Below are 9,168 nucleotides of genomic sequence, written 5' to 3'. Positions count from 1 at the left end.
GGTATTCGAATGACAAAAAAGCTCTAAATCTTTAGGGATTTAGAGCTAACTTTTGTTCTTCTTGTTTAAGAGTCGCTTTATAATAAAGTATGGAATACCAATAATTAGTGCTATAGGCAAAAGAGCACCTACAACCTCCGCTAAAGATGCCAACATATTTAGTGAAAGATTTATAGCCGCAATAAAACCTTGTTTAGCTCTTTGCCACAACTCTCGAAGCGTTATAGTTGTGACTTTTTCTTTTGATGGCTCCTGTTCAATCAAATTTACATTTATTAAAGACATCTCTACCATTTTATCCCATGAGGTAAGCTGGCCCCTCAACAGATCTATGTCAGTTCTAACCCGATTTAACTCACTTTCAATTCGAAGGATTTCATCAACATTCTTAGCCATGTTTAATATTTCAAGAAGTCTCTCTTCCTGCTGGACCAGATTGCGGATTCTAGCGTCTGAATCATAGTAAGCATCTGTAATGTTCTCACCGCTTATTTGCAGATTGGTAACTCTCCCCATGGCTTTAAATTTATCCAGTGCATCATTGAGCTTATCCTGCGGAATTCTCAAAGCCATATAGGCTCTACGTGGGGAATCTGCCGACTTTCCTTCCTGAATTTGGCTGTTTTCTATATAACCACCTAACTCATCAACAGTTTTGACTATCTCATCAACTTTTGCATCGAATTTTTCTACGTAAATTGATATGTGCGCATTTTTTATGATTTTTTGTGTTCGCTCCTGAGTAGAAGATGCCTTAAGACTTGTGTCTGCCGAGCTCATCTGCTGAACGGAACTTGCGCTTTCGCTTTCTAATTGCCGCCCATTAGATACCCCGGCTCCCTCCATCATCAGTAAGTCAGGCTCTGCCGGTGCAATTTCGTAAGCTGCTTCGTCTTTTGTGCTCTTGGTGGCAAAATTTATCCCTAAATTATTCTGATTGTACACGCTAACTAAAAAGATGCCAACAAGGAAAACGCCTACCACTGCAATAAAGGCCTTTTTATTGTAGTAAAAACAGTCGGAAAATACTGCGGGAATATTTCTAATAAAACTAAGCAAAGACGGTGTTTTTTTATAAGAAACCTGCTGATAAGAGAGGTCCCTAATTTTCTCCATTAAAGTAGGCGTGAAGTCTTCGGGCAACTCTACTTGTCCCAAAGAACCTGCGGCTCTTATTATCTGCTGAAGTTCTTCAACTTCTTGCCTGCAATCTGAGCAAACCTTTAAGTGACTTTCCAGAATCTCTTTTTCCTCAACGGTTACCAGGCCTTCTACATATTTATCTATCAAATCTTCGTAGTGAGTGCTGCATGCCACATCGTTACCCCCTTTTGTACTAATATAGACGCTACTTTTTTAAAAAAGTTCCGGACTTTTTAGCATTTGTCTTAATGCCCGGCGCCCTCTATTTAACCTGGATTTTATAGTGCCAAGGGAGCACATCAAAATTTCACTTATTTCTGTATAACTAAAGCCCTGAATATCCCTTAATATAACACATATACGCTGTTCACTTGGCAGGGAATTTATAGCTTTCATAAGAGCTTGTTTTAGTTCCTGTCTTTCTATAAATTCTTCAGGTAACCGCGTGTAAGAACCGTGAGCTGTATCATTTCCCACCATCATTTCATCTTTTATGGGAAGGGTTTCATCTTTCTTTTTACGCATAAAATCTATACAAGTATTTACCGCAATTCGATACAGCCAAGTGGAAAAACTGGAATTTTCCCTAAATCCGTGGAGGGAGGTAAATACTTTTATAAATATTTCCTGGGTAATATCCATAGCATCTTCTGAATTGTTAAAAAAGCGGTAAACTGTATTGTATACTTTTTTCTCATATCCGGAAATCAATTCTTCAAAAGCCGAAACATCGCCTTTTTTTGCCCGGCGTATGAGGTCTTTTTCTGCGTTCAAAAATTTTCCCCCCTTCACTTTGCTCTCCTAGGTATTCGACCTCAGTGAGCAAAATTCCTTCAAAAAAAATAACCGGAATTTACCGGCTGAAAAAATTTATAATCCCTTTTACGTTATCTTTTACAAAGTAAAGATTGAAAGTTGAACATATATCCTCTAGAGTCATATATGAACGGCTGTTTATCAAAACTGTTTTTAACGGCATATCATTTGCAAAAGCTGTCCTTGTCTCGTTGTCCCAGGATACAGTCCAACCTAAAGCTTCTGCCACAGGTCTAATTGGTATTAGTGTTACTTTGTTTTCTTTTAAACAACCCGCCTTTAATAATTCACCGTCTACAGTTATTAAAACTCCTGTGATGCTTATTATTTCTTCCTCTTGATTTATTTTTATGTCAAACTGCCCATTATTAAAAAACTCGTCAAAGTTAATATACTCACGTTCTTGTATTACTGCAGGCCAAGCGCTTTCACATGTCGCACCACAATATTTTTCGATTTCCTGTTTGTTTATATAAATTTTCTGGTCCATTACTACTACATCATTTGTAACGAGGTTTTTGTTAAATGTCATAAAATAACCTTGGTTGAAAATAATCGGTTCTTTATTTACTTTGCCAAGCAATAAATCTAACTTTTGTTGTTCAATTTGAATATTATTTTCATTCAACTTTGCGACAATGGCTTCTCTTGTGTTGACGCCAAAATTGTATATATCTGGATATACTTCTAAATAAGGCTTTATACCATTATCGTGTAATAACTGTGTTTGATAGATGATTTTGACAGGTGTACCTAGGGTTACTTTTTCATACAATTCTTCCACGTCTTGATTGTATAACCTCACACAACCAGCAGAAGCCATAGTACCGATAGTTAAAGGATTATTGTTGCCGTGTATTCCGTAACCGTTTTTAAAGCCAATCCATCTAGTACCTAACGGATTGGCCGGCCCTGGAGGTACAGGTTGTCGCCCTTTAGGAAACCATGTGGGATTTTTTAATTTGTTTATAACTTGAAAATCACCTATTGGTGTCTGACTTGTGCTTCTTCCAACTGCCACTGGGTAGGTTTTAATAAGAGTTTCACCTTCATAATACTCAAGAGAAAAAGCAGGAATATTTATTATTATTTTGTTAGTCGTTGATCCTTGTGAAATTCCTGCAAAAGCAAATAATACAGCAATAATCAATATGCAAATTGCAACCTTTTTCAATAAGGCACCCCCGTTTTCGCATAAAGTCCTGACATATTCATAATATGTCGTTTACGGGGGTTTATGTGTATTTTATTAATAAAATATTATTGTCAAAGGGATAGGGTCTTTAATTTTTCCTTCAGGACGCCCTTTAAAAAAGAAAGGCCTATCCTGATGAGATTTATCGGGTTTTTGATCGTATTCTGTAAAAACATTTTCGAGATTGGCAATTGTAAAATCATCTTTCTCTAAAATGTGTTTTACACCACCGAAGAAGTACCCATATTGTCACTTGTGTTTGGCAAATTCATCGAAAAATGAACCTTTATAATTAAATACAGACCAAAGTCTAAATGACCTTAGTCCGTATATAGGCAACTTTGAATGTGAACCAGATTCAACACTTAGGGTTTGCTTATGATAAATAAAAAGAGTCCCTTGGACTCTGAGATATCCTTAAAACTTTGAAATTTCAATATTGGTGCCGAAGGTGGGAGTCGAACCCACACGGAGTTTGAGCTCCACTGGATTTTGAGTCCAGCGCGTCTGCCAATTCCACCACTTCGGCACAAAATAAAATGTCAGTTGCAATAAATATATTACCATACCCCAAATAAAAATTCAATAGTACGTTTTTGTGATATCTGTCACAGACTTGAACATAGTTTTAAATTACTATAGGTGGTAGCATAAGAAATGAGGAGGTATTACATATGGGAATGTTTTGTTATCAGTGCCAAGAAGCTGCAAAGGGCATAGGATGCACTATTAAAGGAGTATGCGGCAAAACCGAGGAAGTTGCAAAACTTCAGGATTTATTAATTTATACACTTAAAGGCATTTCAGAAATAGTACAAAAAGGAAATTTAAATGCAAAGGATTTAGACGAGATAAATCACGAAGTGTTAAATGCACTTTTTATGACCATCACCAATGCCAACTTTGACGGTGAAGCTATTGAACGTGAAATTAATAAGATGATTTCTCTTAGAGACCAGCTGAGGGCAAAAGTGAAGGCAGAAAATCTTCACGATGCAGCAGTCTTTCAAGTTGACTCAAAAGAAGCTATGCTGGAAAAGGCATCTTCCGTAGGCGTACTTTCTACCAAAGATGAGGACATTCGCTCCTTAAGAGAACTAATAACTTACGGTATAAAAGGCTTAGCTGCATATACTCACCATGCTCTAAACATCGGAAAAGAAAACGATGAACTTTACGCATTTATTTACAAAGCCCTAGCTGCAACCCTTGACGATACACTTACGGTAGACGACCTGGTAGCCTTAACTTTAAAAACAGGTGAGTACGGTGTCAAAGCCATGGCGCTTCTGGATGAGGCTAATACTTCAAAATATGGCAATCCCGAAATAACAGAGGTTAATATCGGCGTAAGAAATAACCCGGCAATCCTAGTATCCGGCCATGATTTGACAGATTTAGAACAGCTATTAGAACAGACTCAGGGCACTGGAGTGGATGTCTATACTCACAGTGAAATGCTACCTGCCCACTATTATCCTGCCTTTAAGAAATACGACAACTTTGTAGGAAATTACGGCAATGCCTGGTGGAAGCAAACTGAAGAATTTGAAAGCTTCAACGGCCCAATACTGTTTACAACTAACTGTTTAGTCCCGCCAAGAAGCGAAGAAATTAGAGCTAGAATTTTCACCACAGGCCCCACAGGATATCCTGGTTGTAAACATATAGAAGCAGATGAAAACGGCAAGAAAGATTTCTCACCTATTATTGAAATGGCAAAGAAATTAAATCCTCCAAAAGAAATTGAAAATGGCAAAATCGTAGGCGGTTTTGCCCATGCTCAGGTTTTCGCACTGGCAGATAAAATAGTTGATGCGGTAAAATCCGGTGCCATTAAGAAATTCTTTGTAATGGCCGGCTGCGATGGCCGCATGAAGTCAAGAGAATACTACACTGAATTTGCTAAAAAGCTGCCGAAGGACACTGTTATACTTACAGCCGGTTGTGCAAAATACCGTTACAACAAGCTGGATTTAGGGGATATTAACGGCATACCCAGAGTTTTAGATGCTGGACAGTGCAATGATTCTTACTCGCTGGCACTAATTGCGTTAAAACTTAAGGAAATATTCCAGCTAAATGACATCAATGAACTGCCTATTGTCTATAATATTGCCTGGTACGAGCAAAAAGCTGTAATAGTGCTGCTTGCCCTCTTATACTTAGGTGTAAAAAATATTCACCTAGGCCCAACGCTGCCTGCTTTTCTATCACAAAATGTTGCAAAAGTTCTTGTAGAAAACTTTGGCATTGCCAAGATGGGTACAGTAGAAGAAGATATGGCATTGTTTATGGGTGAGTAAATTACAATAGCTCCTCGCTCACTTTATATTTTTAGTGAACGAGGAGCTACTATTTTGTCAAATACCCATTAATTTACCTGGATATTGTATTCCCTCATCTTATTATATAGTGTGCTTCTGGAAATCTTTAAATACTCTGCAGTTTTTGTTTTGTTAAAGGAACATTTTTTTAGAGCTTCTATTATCACTTGCTTTTCTGCAATATCAGACGCCTGATTCAAATTACTGACTTCCTGTAGGGTAGGATGATAGTCATTTCCCTGTTTAATATATTCTGGTAAGTCATCAGCAGTAATTTTCCCATGTTCACATAAAATTACCAATCTATCTACTACATTTTTCAGTTGCCTAATATTGCCCGGCCAACTATAATCCATAAAAATTTTTAAGACTTCTGAATCTATATTTTCAATTGTTTTATTGTAATGCAGCTCAAATTCCCGTATGAAGCCATTTACTAAATCTACAATATCCTCGCTGCGCTTTCTAAGCGGTGGAATTTCCATGGAAACAATATTAATATCTTCATATAATTCTCGGCAAAATTTTTGCTTTTCAACTAAACTGGAAAGATCTTTATCTGTAGAAGCTATTACTCTCACATCGGTTTTAACAGGGGTATTGCTGCCGGTTTTATAGAATGTTTTATTTTCTATGAAACTTTTAAGTTTCATCTGTACATCCATTGGCATATCATGTATATTTTCAAAAAAGATGGTACCTTTATTTGCTAATTCTAGAAGGCCTACTTTTTCAGAATTTGCCGTTGTATCAAAGTCAGCTATATCAACACCAAAAAGTTCACTTTCAAAAATATTGGCCGGTATAGCTGCACAGTTTACCCTAACAAAGGGGCCCTTGCGCCTGCTGCTATATTCGTGTATGGTAGAGGCTAGTATTGCCTTGCCGGTCCCGCTTTCACCTTTTATCAATATAGGAGCATCTGTCAGCGCTGTGCGTTTTGCCAATTCAATTACTTCAATCATTTTTGGGTTTTTGCTGGTTAGTTTTCCAAAAGTGGTTTGTTCTTCAGTGCCGCCTAATTGTTTTTCTAAAAACATCATCCTATGATTGGCTTTTTCCAGTTCTGTTATAAGATTTATTACGTCAGAAATCTCTTCTATATTCATTATCATTCCACATAATTTTTCATCAAAGTTAAAAGGACAGGTCTTTAGCAAAAATTTGCGACCATCTTTACTCTCAAAATATATTTCATCAAGGGGTGTTTCGCCTTTTTTTATTTTCTCAGCCAGTTTTCCTGGTAAAAAATGATGTGTTGTTGGTTTAAATATCTTAGAGGGCTTAAATAATTGTTCAAAAGCTTTATTGTAGGCTAGTATTTCGCATTTATCGTTTAAAATGCATATGGCTGTTTTTATATTATCCATAATTAGGTTTTGAAAGTTCACTGCTTTTTCTAACCGCTTTGAAAACGCATCACATATGCCTTTTCCTGTAAGCAGACCTAGCAACTGCCCGCTATCATCCAAAACCGGAGCCCTGCTAATGGCTAAATTGCGCATCTCGCTTCGGGCCTCAAGTAAAGGTTTGTCAGGGTGCAAAAAAAACACATTGCGTGTCATAATGTGCTTAATTTCTGTATTTAACTCAATACCACGTGCAAAACTTTTTGCCAGGTCGTTTCTTGTGATAATGCCAACTATCTCATTGTTATCGTCAACTACCAGCACTTCTTCCTGCTTTTTTAAAAGCATAATTTCATTTAGATTTTCCACAGTTATATTATCATGAACCAGAATTACTTCTTTCCTTAGGGCATCTCTTACTTTTATATCCATCAAAAAATCGGTTTTCAAGTCTATTTCCTCCTAGACATTAGCAATGTATAAAATTTTATACAGTATATAAATATTTCTACATCAGATTCTAAAAACCTCTTTAATAAAAAATAATTTTTTTATCCACATATGTAAAAAATTACTTGTCATCAGTCATTGAATTAAAATATTAAAACAGACGAAAAATATCAATATGAGGTGATGAAATGAAAGTAAAAAGCTTTCTATGGTTTATAATAGCAACGCTTATTTTCATAACTGGTGCAAAAACTCCTCCGTGTTCTTGTGAAGAGGAACGGTATTTAAAATTGCAAAATCCGCCTATGTACGGTGAAGATGTAAGGGAAATACAGACCCAGCTGTATAAGCTAGGTTATTCTATAGATTCGATAAATGGTATTTATGATGAGGCCACCGCCAATGCTGTAAGAGAATTTCAAAAAAGAGAAGGCCTATACGTTGATGGCATATTCGGCCCCAAGACTTTTCAGAAACTTGCAGAATTATATGAACAGCCGGCAGCACGTATAGATTCGGAAAAGCCCAAAGGAGAAGTTAGTTTGGTAATCTTGACTCTAGATAGAGAACTTATAGTTTTAGATGACGGCAAACCTTTTAAACGCTACCCTGTAGCAGTAGGAAAATTTAGCACACCTACTCCTATAGGGCTTTTCACCATAACACAAAAAGATGCCTGGGGGGAAGGTTTCGGTTCCCGCTGGATGAGATTGAGCGTCCCATGGGGTATTTATGGAATTCATGGCACCAACAAGCCATGGAGCATAGGTGCATTCGAATCAGGTGGGTGCATCCGCATGCACAATGCCCATGTGGAGCAAGTATATGAATGGGTAAAAATAGGCACAAAAGTATTTATAGTAGGAGGAGTAGACGGACCCTTTACATTTGGTTTTAATACACTTACACAAGGTTCTAAAGGGTCAGATGTGTTGGAAGTCCAAAAGCGCTTAGCAGGATATGGGTTTTATGACGGGCCCCTAGACGGAATCTATGAATACAAAACTAGGCAAGCGGTTATAGAATTTCAGAAATCCCGCGGATTAAATCCTTCCGGGAACGTTGATGCAGAAACATATGAGGCACTGGGTATTATGTTATTTGAATAAACTTTAATATATCTGCGGGTTTTTCTATTAGTATATCGGCACCGCTTTCCAGAAGCTCATCGGCAGTCCTGAAGCCCCAAAGAACTCCTACCGCAAACATTCCGGCAGCTTTTGCCGTGGTCATATCGGTTCCTGAATCACCAAAATATAAAAATTCCTTTGGAGGAACTCCAAAAATTTGGGCTATCTCCAAAGCCCCTGCAGGATCAGGCTTTCTGGGAATACCCTGCCGTTCACCGAAGACCACATCAAATTTCCATTGGGGCAATAGTTTTTTCACTATCAGTTGTGTAAATTCGTGAGGCTTATTTGAGAGCACTGCCAGTTTGAATTTTAAAGAAATGAATTTGTTCAGTAGTTCAGGAATGCCTTCATAAGGTTTTGTAGTATCAGCCCACCTCTTGCCGTATTCCTTTTTAACCAATGTTTCGCAGTATTTTATATATGATTCTTCACGTTTATCAGGCGGAAGGGTCCTCATAACAAGATTATACATTCCATTGCCGACATAATACTTGTACTTCTCCACTTCATGAACTGGCAACCCTTGGCTTTTGAGCACCTGATTCACTGAATCAGCTAAGTCTTGAAGGGAATCTAGTAACGTTCCATCAAGATCAAATATAGCAGCTCTGTATTTCAAAAAAAGTCTCCTTTCTATTTAAACTCTTATTAAACTATAGTCTATTTTCGGCCTTTTTTCAAGTTAAGCCTTATCTGCATACAATACTATGCTCATCGATACATTTTATGCATTGATCATAGTGTAAAATAATTGT

At 37.3% G+C, this 9,168-nt stretch carries 7 protein-coding genes and 1 tRNA gene; 2 read left to right on the top strand and 6 right to left on the bottom strand.

The window, feature by feature from the left end; all coding sequences use genetic code 11:
• Nucleotides 1–45 precede the first annotated feature (45 nt).
• From JT739_RS12120 to JT739_RS12105, 4 genes are all read right to left on the bottom strand, one after another.
• A complete protein-coding gene (locus JT739_RS12120; RefSeq protein ID WP_237661385.1) occupies nt 46–1,317 on the bottom strand; it encodes a DUF4349 domain-containing protein in 1,272 nt (423 codons plus the stop codon).
• A 39-nt stretch (nt 1,318–1,356) separates the two neighbouring features.
• Nucleotides 1,357–1,917, bottom strand: a complete 561-nt coding sequence (locus tag JT739_RS12115) for an RNA polymerase sigma factor (RefSeq protein WP_237661384.1) — start codon at nt 1,915–1,917, stop codon at nt 1,357–1,359.
• A gap of 79 nt (nt 1,918–1,996) precedes the next feature.
• Nucleotides 1,997–3,133, bottom strand: coding sequence for a L,D-transpeptidase family protein (locus JT739_RS12110; RefSeq protein ID WP_237661383.1), 1,137 nt, complete (start codon nt 3,131–3,133; stop codon nt 1,997–1,999).
• Nucleotides 3,134–3,594: 461 nt separating this feature from the next.
• A tRNA-Leu gene (locus tag JT739_RS12105) sits at nt 3,595–3,683 on the bottom strand.
• 145 nt (nt 3,684–3,828) lie between these two features.
• Between JT739_RS12105 and hcp the strand changes: the two genes are divergently transcribed.
• Nucleotides 3,829–5,460 carry a hydroxylamine reductase gene (hcp, locus tag JT739_RS12100; RefSeq protein WP_237661382.1) on the top strand — a complete coding sequence of 544 codons (1,632 nt, stop codon included), beginning with the start codon at nt 3,829–3,831 and terminating at the stop codon, nt 5,458–5,460.
• Between the two features lie 68 nt (nt 5,461–5,528).
• Here hcp and JT739_RS12095 read toward each other — a convergent pair whose 3' ends face one another.
• Nucleotides 5,529–7,280, bottom strand: coding sequence for a sigma 54-interacting transcriptional regulator (locus JT739_RS12095; RefSeq protein WP_237661381.1), 1,752 nt, complete (start codon nt 7,278–7,280; stop codon nt 5,529–5,531).
• 188 nt (nt 7,281–7,468) lie between these two features.
• On the opposite strand from JT739_RS12095, the gene JT739_RS12090 reads away from it, so the two are divergent.
• Nucleotides 7,469–8,389, top strand: coding sequence for a peptidoglycan-binding protein (locus tag JT739_RS12090; protein ID WP_237661380.1), 921 nt, complete (start codon nt 7,469–7,471; stop codon nt 8,387–8,389).
• Here JT739_RS12090 and JT739_RS12085 read toward each other — a convergent pair.
• On the bottom strand, nt 8,373–9,032 hold the full coding sequence (locus JT739_RS12085) for an HAD family hydrolase (RefSeq protein WP_237661379.1): 660 nt from the start codon (nt 9,030–9,032) through the stop codon (nt 8,373–8,375). The genes JT739_RS12090 and JT739_RS12085 overlap by 17 nt on opposite strands.
• Between the last annotated feature and the right edge of the window lie 136 nt (nt 9,033–9,168).

The organism is Tepidanaerobacter sp. GT38 (assembly GCF_021991635.1).
Classification (GTDB): Bacteria; Bacillota; Thermosediminibacteria; order Thermosediminibacterales; family Tepidanaerobacteraceae; genus DTU063.
Note: the sequence above shows the minus strand (reverse complement) of the source record. Positions and strands in the feature narration are given on the sequence as shown.